Here is a 15,104-nt window from a genome sequence, read left to right as displayed (position 1 = left end):
TCGTTAGTTTAACAGGCTTAGTTGCCAGTGTCAACTACTTTTTTGAATTGATTTTCAAGAAGTTTTCTACGAGACTTTCTCGTCGTCAACGTTGATTAATTTACCATTTCTTAAAGAGCGGGTCAAGGCTTTTCTCTTTCTTTTTTTCATGGTTTCTACACGCATACAACTCATCGCTTAGACTTTGTTCGTTATTTCAAAACATTCATCCGTCAATTTCTTTTTTTTATGGAAGAACACAGTAAATACCGAACAAATAGCTTTGAAAATCAAACAAAAGATTGTATAAAAAAACTTTTTTCACTTTAATGAATGCACAAAAAAACCGACTCGAAAGTCGGTTTTCAGCATATGTATCGGACACATGGCTGCGCTCGCTTAGTGCTGCTTCCTTCCGGATCTGACACGCTTCACAAGCCAACCATTGTCCTAGCCTTTCGGCAAAAACTAGTATACCCCAAAATTTCGGTGCTGGCTAGTCTTTTTCGCCACAAATTATTCTGAAACTTTTGGGTCCTCTTGTATCTTCAACTGGGAATTGTTGGCTTGATACGCTTTTTTGGCTGCAATTTCCGCCTTACGGGCCTGCTTGCGGGCTTTTTGCTTTTCTCGAATTTTACGAAAAAAATCTGATAATAATTGTCCGCAGGCCGCTTCCAAGATTCCACCTTCCACATACGACCAATGATTAAAGCGTTGATCTTCCAATAGATTCATAAATGTTCCAGCAGTGCCGCCTTTGGGATCATAGGCGCCAAAATATACTTCCTCCACCCGAGATAAGAGCATTGCGCCACTGCACATGGGACATGGTTCCAAAGTGACAAAGAGCTGTGCGCGCTCCAACCGCCAGCTCTCAATCCACTGGCAGGCTTCTCGAATCGCATACATCTCTGCGTGGGCGGTAGCATCTTGTGTTTCTTCTCGGCGATTGTGTCCTCGCCCAATCACTTTTCCGTCTAATACTAGTACACAGCCAATCGGAACCTCACCGATGGCTTCGGCTTTGCGTGCCTCTGCAATTGCCAGCTGCATAAAGCTTTCTTTTTCTGCTTGCGTCAAGCTACTGACTTTTTCTACCATTTCAACCTCCGCTGATCCTTCTGTTCTTTGGGTAGTATATCAAATTTTTCAGAGTAACGTGCAGCTGTTTTGAAAATGAAACCTCTGACATTCGATACCGCTGGATTTTTCGTATCGCTAGGAGCTAACCTCGCTAAAGACGCGCGGTCTGTCACTCTTACCTGTCGGCTTTGTTCTTTTCTTCTATATATGAGACAAAAGAACCGACCTAAAGCAATACGCTTTAAGGCCGGTTCGACTGTAGTTATTGAATTCTAAAAAGTTGCTTTATTTCTTCAGGTCTGCCAATTGGCTGTAGACCTGCGTCCGTTCTTCCATGTCTTTAACGGTTTGGTCTAGCATTTCATCTACTTCTCCCTCGGAAGGTTTGATGTTCCGCAACGCAGAGAAGCGCACTTGATTTTCCATAAAAGCGGTCATCTTGCTGAAATCTTGCTTCTTGAAGTCGATACGCATCGGATCTTTGCCTTTGTCTCGCAGGCGTGGATCGTAACGATACAACTGCCAATAACCAGATTCCACTGCTGCCTTGGCATTTTCGATGGATTTAGACATCCCGCCTCTAATCCCATGGTTGATACATGGTGTGTAACCGATGATTAGTGAAGGCCCCGGATAAGCTTCAGCTTCCATAATGGCTTTAATGGTCTGCATCTGATTGGCTTCAATAGAGATTTGCGCCACATAGACATCTTGATAAGCAATAGCCATCATCCCGAGATCCTTTTTCTTATTCTTTTTCCCGCCGGCTGCAAACTTGGCAATCGCAGAAGTTGGCGTTGCTTTGGACATCTGGCCACCTGTATTGGCGTAAAGCTCATTGTCCATTACAAAGATATTGACATCGGCACCAGTAGCCAGTACGTGATCAATACCGGAATAACCGATATCATAGGCCCAGCCATCGCCCCCGACAATCCATTGTGACGGTTTGGCAAACATGTCTTCATGTGCCAAGAGAGCTTGCATATCCGGATCAGTCTCCTCTTTTAAAGCTGCAATGACTTTTGCTGCCCGCTGCTGAGTGCCTTCTCCTTCATGAACGTGTTCCAACCAGTCTTCCAATAGATTTTGTGTTTCAATGGTGCCTTTTGCTTCGGCTAAAACTTTGGAAATTGCCGTTGCTAAGCGTTTGCGTTTGGTTTCATTGGCAATGTACATCCCCAACCCGTATTCGGCGTTATCTTCAAATAGCGAGTTACTCCACGCGGGACCACGACCATCGGCATTGGTTGTGTAAGGTGTTGCTGGAGATGAGCCACCCCAAATAGAGGAACAGCCGGTTGTATTGGCAATCATCATGCGGTCGCCGTAAAGTTGGGTCAACAGCTTGATATAAGGTGTTTCGCCACACCCTGCACAGGCACCGGAAAATTCCATCAGCGGTTGTTCCAGCTGTGAACCTTTCACTGAACCCAGTTTGAATGGATTGGCTTTTTGACGCAAGGTCATTGCAAATGCCCAATTCATCGCTTCGTCTTTCATCGCATCATAAGGCTTCATGACTAAGGCTTTTTCCTTAGCCGGACAAGCTTCCACACACAGACCGCAACCAGTACAGTCTTCTACCGACACTTGGATGCGATATTGGATACCGTCTGCACCTTTCATATCACGGGTGATAAAACCAGCAGGCGCTTCCTTCATTTCCGCTTCATCTGCCATAAATGGCCGGATGGCCGCATGAGGACAAATAAACGCACATTCATTACATTGGGTACAGGATTCCGGCAGCCATTCCGGCACTTCCAACGCAATGCCGCGTTTTTCAAAAGCAGCAGTTCCCATTGGCATTTCGCCACCCAACATCCCATTATCAATCAAATCCCCCACAGACAAAGCATTGCCTTCTTGGCGATTGATTGGATCTAAGATATTTTTCACATAAGCAGGCCGATCATCTGCACCTGCTGCTTCTTCAGTCAAGACGATATCCTTCCATTCTGCTGGAACATTGACTTTCACCAACGCAGCAAAAGTTTCATCGATGGCTGCCCAGTTGGTTTCCACGATTTTGCGTGATTTTTTCCCGTAGGCTGCTTCAACTTCTTGCTTCAGAAGTGGTAAGAAGGTGTCGCGATCCATGATATCTGTCACTTCAAAGAAGGCTGCCGAACACACGGTATTGATCCGGCGTCCCAAACCATTTTTCACGGAAATATCCATCGCATTGATGATATAAAAATTGATATTATGCTCAGCAATGTATTTTTTCAATTTCTTCGGCAAGTGCTGTTTAACTTTTTCTTCATCCCAAACCGTATTCAATAAGAAGGTTCCGCCATCTTTTAATCCCTTCAGCAGGTCATACTGATGGATATAGGCGCTGTTGTGGCAGGCAATATAATCAGCCGCTTCCACATTGTAGGTGGACAAGATCGGTTCTTCACCAAAACGCAGGTGAGAAATGGTGATCCCGCCGGATTTTTTGGAGTCATAAGCAAAATAGGCTTGCGCGTACATATCGGTATTGTTCCCGATGATCTTGATGGCTTGTTTATTAGCGCCGACTGTTCCATCAGAACCAAAGCCCCAGAATTTTGCTTGGAAAGTGGAAGCCGGAGTCAGGTCCATAGTTGGCAATTGCGGCAAGCTCAAATGAGTCACATCATCATTAATTCCCAATGTGAAACGATAGCGCAGCTGATCTGCCGGCACTCGTAAATGATCATACACGGCAATGATTTGGTCTGGGGTCACATCTTTTGAAGCAATTCCGTAGCGGCCGCCGATTACGATTGGACGGTTTTCATGACGGAACAAGATGGACTGTACATCCAGTAATAATGGCTCACCGTCGGATCCTGGTTCTTTGGTACGATCCAATACAGCAATGCGTTCAACAGTTTTCGGCAGTTTTTCCAAAATATTTTCTGTTGGGAATGGCCGATACAAGTGGATATTGATGTGTCCAACTTTCCGTCCTTGTTCATTCAAATAAGCCACGGTTTGTTGAATCGTCGGTGAAGCTGAACCCATGGAAATGATGACCTCTGTTGCTTCAGGATCGCCATAGTAATCAACTAAATCGTAATTGGTGCCTCGCAGCTCGTTGATTTTGCCCATGTATTTTTGAACAATTGCCGGCATGGCATCGTAATAACGATTGACAGTTTCTCTTTGTTGGAAATGGATATCCGGATTTTGTGCAGTACCGGAGACTGTCGGATGATTCGGATTCATCCCCCGTTTACGGAATTCTGCCAAGGCTTCCCAGTTCATCATATCTTTGAGATCCTCGTAGTCTAGAACTTCGATTTTCTGCAATTCATGAGAAGTGCGGAATCCGTCAAAGAAGTTCATAAAGGGCAAACTGCCTTCAATTGAAGCCAAATGTGCCACTGCCGACAAGTCCATAACTTCTTGCACACTGCTTTCAGCCAGCATACAAAAGCCAGTCTGGCGGGCAGCCATCACATCGCTGTGGTCGCCAAAGATCGACAGCGCATTGGTGGAAACAGCACGAGCTGCTACGTGGAAAACAGTCGGCAATAGTTCCCCTGCAATTTTGAACATGTTGGGAATCATCAACAATAACCCTTGAGAGGCAGTATATGTTGTGGTTAAAACACCGGTCTTTAATGACCCGTGAACGGTACCGGAAGCCCCCGCCTCTGATTGCATTTCAACTAAATTAACGGTTTCCCCGAAAATATTCTTTTGTTCGTGGACACTGGCCCACTCATCCACGACTTCTGCCATGGTAGAACTTGGTGTGATTGGATAGATGGCTGCGACCTCGGTAAAGGCATAGGAGACATACGCTGCTGCCGTATTCCCATCCATCGTTTTCATTTTCTTCATGTAACCTGTCACCTCGCTTGTGATTTGCAGTCTTTCGGCTGATACCGGTAGACTGAGCGGTACTATCAAAGTCCGTGCTGGCTTATTTTGACTACACAAACCAGTAAGCGCTTACGCCACTTGACTCTCTAACTCCCCATTTATGCATTGCGGTCAGAGAAGATCACCAGTTGTCCCAGGATCTTCTCAGCCGCTAATCACTGCCTGGACTCAGACAGTGATTTTTGCTTTTTGTTCTTGAACATACTTGTCAATCTGATCCGCTGCCACTTTCCCGGCACCCATGGCTAAGATAACAGTCGCTGCCCCAGTCACGATATCTCCGCCGGCAAACACTCCCGGAATCGATGTTGCGCCAGTTTCTGGATCAGCCTCAATGTAGCCCCAGCGATTCAGTGCCAGTTCAGGGAAGGTATCCAAAAGGACCCGGTTGGCCCCTTGCCCGATTGCTTCAATTGCAGTATCGGCTTCCACGATGAATTCACTGTCAGGAATTACTTGCGGGCGACGGCGGCCGGACGCATCCGGTTCACCCAATTCCATTTTGACACATTTGACAGCCTGTAATTTCCCAGTACCGTCATTGATGTATTCCACCGGATTGGTCAACCAGTGGTAATTGATGCCTTCTTCCACAGAGTGATGATACTCCTCTTCCCGAGCCGGCAATTCTTCACGGGAACGGCGGTAGATGATAGAGACGTTTTCTGCTCCTAATCGTTTAGCAGAACGAGCAGCATCCATCGCCACATTTCCGCCGCCAATCACGACGACATTGCGGGATTTTTGGACGGGTGTATCATATCTTGGAAATTCATAGCCCTTCATTAAGTTGATGCGGGTCAAATATTCACTGGAGCTATAGACACCGTTTAGTGATGTCCCAGGAATTCCCATGAAATTCGGAGCACCTGCACCTACTGAGAGGTAACAAGCATCGTATTCAGCCATGATTTCATCCATCGTGATGGTTTTTCCTACCACTACATTGGTCTCAATCTCAACTCCGGTAGCTTGAATGCGTTCAATCTCTTTTTGAACAATCCGCTTAGGCAACCGAAATTCCGGAATCCCGTAGGTCAATACCCCACCGGGAGCGTGAAGGGCTTCAAAGATTTTAACCTCATAGCCCAACTTCGCCAAATCACCGGCTGCGGTCAATCCAGAAGGTCCGGATCCGATGACCACTACTTTGCCTTTGTCATGGGCGATATCTAATTTTTCGATGGGCTGTTGCAGCGCCCAATCGGCAACTAATCGTTCCAGTTTCCCGATAGCTACAGGCTCAAATTTCTTCGATTGTCCCAGGCGACACACCATTTCACACTGCTTTTCTTGTGGGCAAACTCGTCCACAGATAGCTGGCAGGTTGGTATATTTGCTGAGGATCTCGGAAGCTTGCTGCATGTTGCCTTCTTCGATTTGTTTGATAAAGCCTGGGATATCGATCATCACCGGACAGTTTTGAATACAGGGCGCATTTTTACATTGCAGACAGCGACTTGCTTCTAACTGTCCTTCCTCCAACGTATAGCCCAAAGCCACTTCCGAAAAGTTTTTGTTACGAACGTCGGGTGCCTGTTCTTTCATGGGCGTTTTAGTATAACTGCGCTTAGCCATGTTGTGTCACCTTCTTTTCATAATCTTCGTTAGCTACGGTCTCTTCGTTTTTATATTGTCCCATCCGGTTAACGAACTCGTCCCAGTCAACCCCGGCACCGAGAAATTCCGGACCATCCACACAAGCAAACTTGATCTGGTTGTCCACCGTTACCCGGCAACCGCCGCACATTCCCGTGCCATCCACCATGATTGGATTCAATGAAACGTAAATTGGTACGCCGGCTTCTTGTGCTGTCAAGGTACAGAACTTCATCATGATACTTGGACCAATCCCCCAAGCCATATCAATGGTCTCAGTTGCAAATACTTGCTTCATGGCATCGGTCACCAGACCTTTTTGGCCCAGTGAACCGTCGTCAGTCATCAAGATCAGCTGATCGGAATAGTTGCCGCATTCTTCTGCCAAAATCATCAAGTCGCGATTTTTAGCTCCTAAAATGCTGATGACTTTGTTTCCCGCCTGTTTCAAGGCTTTAATAATCGGAAACAAAGCCGCAATCCCCACACCACCGCCTACTAAGAGGACGGTGCCGTAGTTTTCAATTTCTGTCGCCTTGCCTAATGGCCCTACCAGATCGGCGAGGCTATCACCGGCCTGCAATGCAGCCAATTCGGCGGTGGATTTACCGATTACTTGGAAGATCAAACGGACCAAGCCCGCTTCTGGATCAGTATCCACCACGGTCAACGGAATCCGCTCCCCATGTTCGTTGATGCGCAGGATCACAAATTGGCCGGCTTTGGCCTTTTGTGCAATCCGAGGTGCCTCCACGTAGATTTCAAATTCAATTGGATTCAACTCTGTCTTTTCTGTGATTTTAAACAAGTGAAAAGTCCCCTTTTTTCTCTGTGTGACTGCGCTAACCGTTCGATACGTCGAACCGTTCCCCCGGCAGTCGTATCTTTATTAAAAGTTATGCGATAGCTTCAACAATTGCTTTGACGAAAGCTTTCAGTCCTTCTTCGTCTTCATCGTCATAGGCGTTTTCGATTTTCACGACTTCTGCGCCTTTTTTCGCACCAGTTTTGCCAAATGCTTCATCGAAATCAATAGCTGCTTGGCAGAAGTAATCCGGATACAGTTCGCTGTCTCCTGAACCAACAACACCGAAGACCTTGCCTTCCAATTCTTGTTCCGGCAGTTCTTCAAAGAAGTCTTCCAGATCGAATGGAATTTCGCCATCTCCATCCGTATATGTTGCGACTACACAGATTTCAGCATCTTCAAAGGTATCTTCATCGGCATCATCGGCTTCCACCAATTCCACATCGACATCCAATGCTTTGAATTGTTCTTCCAAAAATTCTGCGATCCCTTCTGTGTTTCCTGTTGCACTTGCGTAAACGATTTTTGCTACTGTCATTTGACTTTTCCTCCTTGAATTTTCTTTCACGGCTTAAATCAGCCAGATTTAAAACATAAAATAGAATTAAGTAGATTTTACCTGATTCTATAATACTTCATTTCTGTGTATAACTGAACAGATTTTTTGGGTATTTTTTGCATTTTTATCGAACTTTCTTTTTCTGTTTGCCGAAATCCGCACTGGATAGAGGAGCACAACTTTGAAATAAATTTGTTTATTTATTCACATGAAGGCGCTTTTATTTGATACAATAGTGATGTTAAAAAACATTTGGGGGGTGCGCCTCCGCTAATAGGGCCGGACACTAAGGTCGTCCGACACCTGACAGAAAGGAAGTGAAAGACATTTTTCTTGCTCGGCAAGAAACTGTCGCAAGCTATGAACAAACGTACTAAAAGCAACGCTCTGTGGGTTACTCAGACTGCCATCATGATTGCATTGATTGTAGTTGTCCAAGCGACAACTGGCGGCATGGGTCAGTTTGTCACCGGAAGCCTAGTGAATCTGCTCTTGATTCTAACCGTCACACTGGCAGGGCTGACTAGCGGTTTGACTGTCGCCTGTCTGTCACCAATCTTTGCTTTTATCTTTGGAATCGGACCCCAATTTCCTCAAATCATCGCCTGCATCATGGCCGGCAATGCCGTTTTGATCGTGGTATGGTGGCTGTTGTTAGGTAAGCTGGGCCATCAGCAATACCCTCGGCTAATTGCTGCGGCGGTGGCGGGTGCACTATTGAAATTCACTGTGTTGTGGCTATTAGTGGTGCAAATCGTCGCACCGATGTCTGACAATATTCCTGCACCAGCTAAACAAAATCTGGCGAAGATGTTCAGTCTCCCACAATTAATCACTGCCCTGATTGGCGGCGGGGTTGCTTGTTTGGTGATTCCACAGTTGACTAAGATTTTCAAAAGACAACCCGCCAATAGAAAAGCCACAAATTAACCCGCAATTATTGAAATTGATTACAAAAGACGCGGCACCGGCGGATTATATTCCGACATGGTGCCGACAGGTCTTTATCATGGAAGGTGAAACGACCCTTAGCGGTGGTTTCACCTTTTTTAACTTTTCTTGAACTAGCAGCCACTAATGCCAGGCCTGATTGCGCAAATTTTCGATTAAGAGATTACTGAACTTCCATTCGTTCATGGTAACTCGTGTGCAGCAGGTGATGGGCTTTCAAGCTGCCAGGTGCCCCCAGATATTCTTCGTACAGTCGTTGGACTACTGGACTTTCATGGGAACGCCGCAGTTTCTTTTGCTCGTCTTCTGTGTAGAGCGCTTGTGCCCGCAGCCCTTGCAAGTCGACAAAATTACGAACCGAAGCGGGTTGGACTGGTTGACCACCACCGTTGATACAGCCTCCCGGACAGCCCATGACCTCCACAAAGTGATAGGTTTTTTCACCAGGAATGATCTTTTCTTCAAGCAGTCGTTTGGCATTGCCAATCCCGGAAGTGACAGCGATATTGATATCTTCGCCGTTGATGCGATACGTGGCTTCCTTGATGCCAGACATGCCTCGAACCTCGGTGAAGTCCAGCGGCGCCGCGTGTTCTCCGACTAAGCGTTCGACAGCCGTCCGCAACGCAGCTTCCATCACGCCACCAGACGCGCCGAAGATATAACCGGCACCAGTCGCTTCTCCCAGTGGGTTATCAAAGTTTTCATCAGGTAAATAAGGGAATTGAATCCCAGCCTTGTCGATCATGCGAGCCAACTCCCGCGTAGTCAATGCGACATCCACATCAGGAAAGCCCGCTGCTGCTTCGTCTTCACGGGTTACTTCGAATTTTTTAGCCGTACAAGGCATGATGCCAACCACGAAAATATCTGCCGGATTCAACCCCATCTTTTCGGCATACCAGGTCTTGGTCAGCGCGCCAAACATTTGCTGAGGAGATTTACAGCTGGAGAGATTCGGAATCATTTCCGGATGATAAGACTCACAATACTTGACCCATCCTGGTGAACAAGAGGTGAACAGCGGGAACGGGCCATTATTTTTCACACGTTCGATAAATTCGTTGGCCTCTTCCATGATAGTAAAATCAGCTGCAACGTTTGTATCAAATACCTTGTCAAATCCTAAACGGCGCAGTGCGGCCACCATCTTTCCTTCGACATTGGTCCCGATTGGCATTCCAAAAGCTTCCCCAAGGGTCACACGAATGGACGGCGCTGTTTGCACGACTACGTATTTCCGAGGATCTTCTAAGGCTCGCCACACATCATCCGTCTGGTCTTTTTCATGAATGGCACCGGTTGGACAGACGACAATACACTGTCCGCAAGAAATGCAAGCCACTTCTCCCAGTCCCAGTTCATAAGCCGAACCAATATGGGTGTTAAAGCCTCGATCGTTGGCTCCGATGACTGCGACTGCCTGACATTTGTCACAGGCCGCCACACAGCGCTTGCAGAGGATGCATTTATTGTCATTTCGCACCATATGGACCGCAGAATCATCAAATTCCCATTCGTTGTTTTCACCATTGTAGTAATCTTCGTCATCGACATTGAACTCTTTACAAAGTTTTTGCAGCTCACAATTGCCACTGCGAATACAAGATAGACATTTGCGTTCGTGGGTGGACAAGATTAATTCCAGCGTCAGCTTGCGAGAATCAAAAACGCGTTGGGAGTTGGTAACGATTTTCATACCTTCTCTGATGGGATACACGCAAGCCGTAACCAGGTTCTTGGCTCCTTCAACTTCTACGACACAGATGCGACAAGCACCAATCTCATTAATTTCCTTCAGATAACATAACGTTGGGATATCGATGTTGTTTTCCCGTGCTGCCTGCAAAATAGTCGTGCCTTCTGTGGCATAGCAGGATTGCCCATTGATGAAGATTTCGATTTTATTCATAGCGGTGCTCCCTCCTAATGCACGTAGATGGCATCAAAACGACAGGTATCTTTACACAGGCCACACTTGATACAGGTCTCTTGATCGATCTCGTAGACTTTTTTGACTTCACCAGAGATTGCCGACACTGGGCAAATCCGGGCACAAGCGCTGCAGCCGGTACATTTTTCCGGCTCGATACTATATTGAATCAAGTTCTTACAGACTCCTGCTGGACAACGGCGGTCCTGCACATGAGCCAAATATTCCTCTTTAAAGTAATGATAGGTAGACAACACCGGATTTGGCGCAGTCTGACCAAGACCGCATAGGGAATTTTCTTTAATGTGGTAGCAGAGCTCCTCCATCTTGTCTAGATCTGCCATCGTTGCTTTGCCCATCGTAATCTTGTCTAAGATCTCCAAAAGGCGTTTGGTCCCGATTCGACATGGCGCACATTTTCCACAGCTTTCTTCTACAGTAAATTCCAAGAAGAATTTGGCGATGTCCACCATGCAGTTGTCTTCGTCCATCACGATCAGTCCGCCAGAACCCATCATCGAGCCGATTTCCATCAGATTGTCGTAATCAATGGGCACGTCGTAATGCTCTTCCGGAATACAACCGCCAGAAGGTCCCCCCGTTTGGGCAGCTTTAAAGGCTTTTCCGTCAGGGATTCCACCACCAATATCTTCCACAATCTCCCGCAGTGTGGTCCCCATTGGGATTTCCACCAAGCCGGTATTTTGAATCTTGCCACCGAGGGCAAAGACTTTTGTTCCTTTTGATTTTTCGGTCCCCATGGCTGCAAACCATTCCGGACCTTTGACAAATATTTGGGGAATATTGGCCAGAGTTTCCACATTGTTGACAGTTGTCGGCTTACCGAAAAGTCCTTTGACAGCCGGAAAAGGTGGTCGTGGTCGTGGCTCGCCCCGCCGACCTTCAATACTTTCTAAAAGGGCCGTTTCCTCTCCGCAGACAAACGCCCCGGAGCCTAACCGAATATCCAGTTGGAAGGAGAAATTGGTGCCGAAGATGTTGTCGCCTAACAGGCCATACTCTCGAGCTTGTTGGATTGCAATTTCCAGACGGTTGACGGCCGTAGGGTATTCTGCCCGTACATAGACATAGCCCTGATTAGCGCCAATCGTATAACCTGCAATCGCCATCGCTTCAATCACCGCATGGGGATCTCCTTCCAAAACAGAACGGTCCATAAAAGCACCAGGATCTCCTTCGTCGGCATTGCAGACGACATATTTTTGATCACCAGGGCTATTTTTAGCAAAGGTCCACTTCATATAAGTTGGAAAGCCAGCACCACCACGTCCTCTTAGACCAGAAACTTTTAGTCGCTCCAAGACATCTTCAGGTGAATATTCGTGAACGACTTTAGCCAGTGCCTGATACCCGTCAAAAGCGATATATTCCTCGATTTTTTCCGGATCGATGCGCCCGCAGTTTCTCAGCGCCACCCGTTCTTGCTTGTGATAAAAAGGCGTATCCATCAGTTTACGAATGACTTCTTTGGTTTCATGATCATGATAGAGCATCTTTTCGATGGGCTCACCACCAATCAAATGCTTCTCCACAATTTTTTTGGCATCCTTGGGCTGGACCTGATGATAAAATGTGCCTTCTGGATGAACAATCACGATGGGCCCTTGCGCACACAAACCAAAGCAGCCAGTGGCTACTACGCTGACCTCCTCTGATAATCCGTGAGCCATAAGTTCATTGTTCATGGTGTCGATGAAATCCCGACTCTTGGAAGACAAACAGCCAGTCCCGGCGCAGACGACGATCTCTCTTTTTTTAGTGTCAAGGGCAGTCCCTTCCCCTTCATCCAGACGGATCGCGACCTTTTGTCGATAGTGTTTTTGCAGTTCATTCAATTCCTGCCAATTTTTCATAATCGAATCCTCGTTTTCTAGATTTATTCGGCGCTCAGGCCTGGCTCTCTTTCAGATAGGTCGCCAACACTTTATCGCCTTTTTTCGTGGTCAGTCGGCCGTAAACTTCTTCATTGACGGTCAATACCGGGGCCAATCCGCAGGCACCGATGCAGCGACAAGATTCCAGAGTAAATAGCCGGTCATCGGTGGTCTCGCCAGCCTTGATACTCAGACTGGTCTCATAAGAATCCAAAATATTCCCGGCCCCTTTTACATAGCAAGCAGTTCCCATACATACACTAATAGTGTATTTGCCCCGCGGGATAAAGGTGAACTGAGAATAAAAGGTCGCTGTGCTGTAAAGTTTTTCCAAAGGCACGGCCAATTCTTTGGAAATCCGCTGTAAGACTTCAATCGGTAGATAGCCATAGATGCGTTGCGCCTCCTGTAGCGCTGGCATCTGTCCACCCGCCTGGCTCTGCAGCCGCTGCAGAACTTCTTGTAGCTCATCAAACTGACTTTGCGTCTCGATGAATTCAAAAGCAACTGTTTGTCCGCTCATCGTGAAATAGTCCCTCCCCGTATAAATAAAAATCTGGCTAACGATATTTGTAGCGCTTTCAAAATTATTTTATCAAATTTCCCAAGAAGAATGTGCATTTCATCACAATTTGTCCTCCATTCTCAGTGATAATCATTTTCAGTGGCAGAGTGGCATTAAAACAGCTGATTACGTGTTTTTCAGTATTCCTACTTTTTTCGTGTACTCCTGCTTTTTTTAGAAATTAAAACGCCCTCACTTGTAACGGACGTTTTTTTAAGAAAAGGTTCGCCACATTTTCAGAACCAATTTATCCTCGCTTTTTTCTCTCTGTGATCGTCTCAGTTGGAACATAGCATCTTTTTTTATCTACCGAAGCAGGCGTCTGACGTGGACAGGCTGCAGGTACAATGCTAAACTTAAGAAAAATTTAGAATTTGTCAGAAACTTTTGCAATCGTTGAACAGCAGCATAAAAGGAGTCACCTATCAATGAACTATCTCAAGGATTTTCTGCGGCTGTTTTCCCGCAGCACCCCTTTTCTTTTAGGAAACACACTAAGCTTTCTGCCTTACCTGCTTTTTTTGAATTATAGCGATGGCCTCACTTGGGGCAGTATTTTGCCTTTTGTCTTGTTCTACACCTTGCGAATGACCGGCATCTTTTTGTTGCGGGTATTACCAACTGGAGTCGATAGTTACACCTTGTGGATGATTGCCATTTTGTTGGGCTGTGGTGGCTCGCTGGTAGGTACTTTAGGCTTTTTGTTTCCGGCTCTCTATTCAGTTGCAGCCATTGCGCTGGGTCTGGCTGCTGCCTGGTTTTTACCCGCCAAACTGACAGTGGATCGTTATGAAAAATCAAATGGCAGTCCGACAATGCGTGCTGCCTACTATTTTGCTGGTTTTCTGCTGGCGCTCTTATTATTTCTGACTTTGTCGGTAGGAAGTGTGGCGGGTCGCACGTTTTCTTTTGGGCTTTATACTATCTTTTTTGTCGCCTGTTATCATACGGTGACTCACTCCCCTCATTTTGATCTGAAATTTGCTGGTATTCGGCTACGGACTTTGCGTAAACGAGAATTACTTTTGTTTGTCGCTTTTTTCCTGCTCTTGTTCTTTCTGCGGGTCGGTCGCAGTTTGACCCAGATTACAACTATCGACTTAGCATTAATTGGCTTTTGCGGCTTGTTCATATTGCTTTTGATTGCTGGGACCCTTCGTCGACCTCATCGCAAGCTGCCTTTTTGGCTCAACAGTTTAACTTTTGTCAATGGAATGATAGGTAACTTTTTATTTCTCTTTGGCTCTATGTATGTAGGTACCGTTTTTGGTGGTTCACGAGTTCCGACTGTTGTTTTTCTTCCTTATATCTTGGGTATGATGGTGGGGCTTTTGGTACGAGGCAGGCTGTTGCGGCGATGGGGACGCCCTCGTGCACCGCAGTTGTTTCTCGGTGGACAAATGTTAGGCTTACTACTGATTTTGTGGCCGCCAACATTGTGGGTGGGGTTCTTTCTTTTAAGTTTCTTTCGCAGCATTTGTTCGGCATGGCTCAACGAACAGCACTTTGCTATACCTACACTGCCTTTTAGTCAGCGGTTGATTGCCAAATCCATGGTTCAAAATGAGGGTAGCCTCCTGCATCAATTTGCATTGATGCTGATGTTGTCTGGGTTGATCTTTTGGCGCGGCTTACCCCAAAATACGCTTTTGTCCATCACCACGTATATCGCAGCTTCTCAGAAAGAAAAATGGATTCTAGAAGCAGCTAAATTCCTGAATGTTGGGCTACTTTTAATTATTCTATTGATTTTATTCGTCATCTTTAGTCGCCGACAGCTGCCGATTTATCAGCCACAAAATACGATTGCCACAGACAGCGACGAAGAAATGTGAGCGCGATTATTGCCGCTACTTGCCAGACTG

General features: G+C 46.3%; 10 protein-coding genes and 1 other RNA gene. 2 read left to right on the top strand and 9 right to left on the bottom strand.

From position 1 onward, the window contains the following. Positions 1-349: 349 nt before the first annotated feature. From ffs to ACOMA8_RS04060, 6 genes are all read right to left on the bottom strand, one after another. Positions 350-436, bottom strand: an RNA gene (gene ffs, locus ACOMA8_RS04085) — signal recognition particle sRNA small type. Positions 437-495: 59 nt separating this feature from the next. Next, on the bottom strand, positions 496-1,083 hold the full coding sequence (gene tadA, locus ACOMA8_RS04080) for a tRNA adenosine(34) deaminase TadA (RefSeq protein ID WP_161899895.1): 588 nt from the start codon (positions 1,081-1,083) through the stop codon (positions 496-498). Between the two features lie 267 nt (positions 1,084-1,350). Beyond that, the gene (nifJ, locus tag ACOMA8_RS04075) at positions 1,351-4,887 is read right to left on the bottom strand and encodes a pyruvate:ferredoxin (flavodoxin) oxidoreductase (RefSeq protein WP_421368736.1); all 3,537 of its coding nucleotides are present in this window, start codon (positions 4,885-4,887) and stop codon (positions 1,351-1,353) included. 210 nt (positions 4,888-5,097) lie between these two features. Then, a complete protein-coding gene (gene gltA / locus ACOMA8_RS04070) occupies positions 5,098-6,507 on the bottom strand; it encodes an NADPH-dependent glutamate synthase (protein WP_421368734.1) in 1,410 nt (469 codons plus the stop codon). After that, positions 6,500-7,336 carry a sulfide/dihydroorotate dehydrogenase-like FAD/NAD-binding protein gene (locus ACOMA8_RS04065; protein WP_161899898.1) on the bottom strand — a complete coding sequence of 279 codons (837 nt, stop codon included), beginning with the start codon at positions 7,334-7,336 and terminating at the stop codon, positions 6,500-6,502. Before ACOMA8_RS04065 ends, gltA begins: the two co-directional genes overlap by 8 nt. An 88-nt stretch (positions 7,337-7,424) precedes the next feature. Then, positions 7,425-7,874, bottom strand: a complete 450-nt coding sequence (locus ACOMA8_RS04060; protein ID WP_161899899.1) for a flavodoxin — start codon at positions 7,872-7,874, stop codon at positions 7,425-7,427. A gap of 381 nt (positions 7,875-8,255) precedes the next feature. On the opposite strand from ACOMA8_RS04060, the gene ACOMA8_RS04055 reads away from it, so the two are divergent. Continuing rightward, positions 8,256-8,825 (top strand): ECF transporter S component, encoded by a 570-nt coding sequence (locus ACOMA8_RS04055; RefSeq protein WP_421368731.1) that lies wholly within the window; start codon positions 8,256-8,258, stop codon positions 8,823-8,825. Between the two features lie 184 nt (positions 8,826-9,009). On the opposite strand, the gene ACOMA8_RS04050 is transcribed toward ACOMA8_RS04055, so the two are convergent. The 3 genes from ACOMA8_RS04050 to ACOMA8_RS04040 are packed head-to-tail and all read right to left on the bottom strand — an operon-like array spanning position 9,010 to position 13,197. Further along, positions 9,010-10,758, bottom strand: a complete 1,749-nt coding sequence (locus ACOMA8_RS04050) for an NADH-dependent [FeFe] hydrogenase, group A6 (protein WP_421368729.1) — start codon at positions 10,756-10,758, stop codon at positions 9,010-9,012. A gap of 14 nt (positions 10,759-10,772) precedes the next feature. Then, on the bottom strand, positions 10,773-12,653 hold the full coding sequence (locus ACOMA8_RS04045) for an NADH-quinone oxidoreductase subunit NuoF (protein WP_161899902.1): 1,881 nt from the start codon (positions 12,651-12,653) through the stop codon (positions 10,773-10,775). Between the two features lie 34 nt (positions 12,654-12,687). Continuing rightward, positions 12,688-13,197 carry an NADH-quinone oxidoreductase subunit NuoE family protein gene (locus ACOMA8_RS04040; RefSeq protein ID WP_421368726.1) on the bottom strand — a complete coding sequence of 170 codons (510 nt, stop codon included), beginning with the start codon at positions 13,195-13,197 and terminating at the stop codon, positions 12,688-12,690. Between the two features lie 470 nt (positions 13,198-13,667). On the opposite strand from ACOMA8_RS04040, the gene ACOMA8_RS04035 reads away from it, so the two are divergent. Then, entirely contained in the window at positions 13,668-15,074 is a 1,407-nt protein-coding gene (locus tag ACOMA8_RS04035) for a hypothetical protein (protein ID WP_421368724.1), read from the top strand. The last annotated feature ends 30 nt before the right edge of the window (positions 15,075-15,104 follow it).

The organism is Enterococcus infantis (genome assembly GCF_049166715.1).
Taxonomy (GTDB): Bacteria; Bacillota; Bacilli; order Lactobacillales; family Enterococcaceae; genus Enterococcus_C; species Enterococcus_C leclercqii.
The sequence above is the reverse complement of the archived record's forward strand: the minus strand, read 5'-3'. Positions and strand labels throughout refer to the sequence as shown.